The 442-nt window shown below is 60.6% G+C and carries 2 protein-coding genes; both read left to right on the top strand.

The window, feature by feature from the left end; translation table 11 throughout:
• The coding region (locus D7Y13_RS50140; protein ID WP_208734639.1) for a hypothetical protein at nt 1–251 on the top strand (251 nt) is incomplete at its 5' end.
• Nucleotides 248–442, top strand: a 195-nt coding sequence (locus tag D7Y13_RS50145) for a hypothetical protein (protein WP_208734640.1), incomplete at its 3' end; no start/stop codon positions are given. The genes D7Y13_RS50140 and D7Y13_RS50145, both read left to right, overlap by 4 nt.

Consider the following 442-nt stretch of genomic DNA (forward strand, 5'->3'; position numbering starts at 1 on the left):
CCCATGGCTTGCACGAACCGCTGGGACTGGCTTACAAAGACGGCGACATTTACGTGACGCAGCGCAGCGAGGTAACCCGCCTGCACGACAACGATGGCGACGGCCGCGCCGACTCCTACGATAAAGTGTATTCCTGGCCGCTGTCGGGCAATTACCACGAGTATTCCTACGGGCCGACGTTTTTGCCCAACGGCAACATGCTCGTGACGCTCAACGTGGGCTGGAGCAACAGCTTGGGGCATGGCGCGTGAGCTTAGTGCCCTGGCGCGGCTGGACACTCGAAATCACGCCTGATGGCAAAATGACGCCCTTCGCGGCCGGGATGCGCTCGCCCGCTGGCTACGGCATGAACGAGTCCGGCGATTTTTTCTACACCGAAAATCAGGGCGACTGGGTCGGATCGGGTCGGATTTCGCAGGTCGAAAAAGGGGATTTCCTGGGC

Source organism: Corallococcus praedator, assembly GCF_003612125.1.
Taxonomy (GTDB): domain Bacteria; phylum Myxococcota; class Myxococcia; order Myxococcales; family Myxococcaceae; genus Corallococcus; species Corallococcus praedator.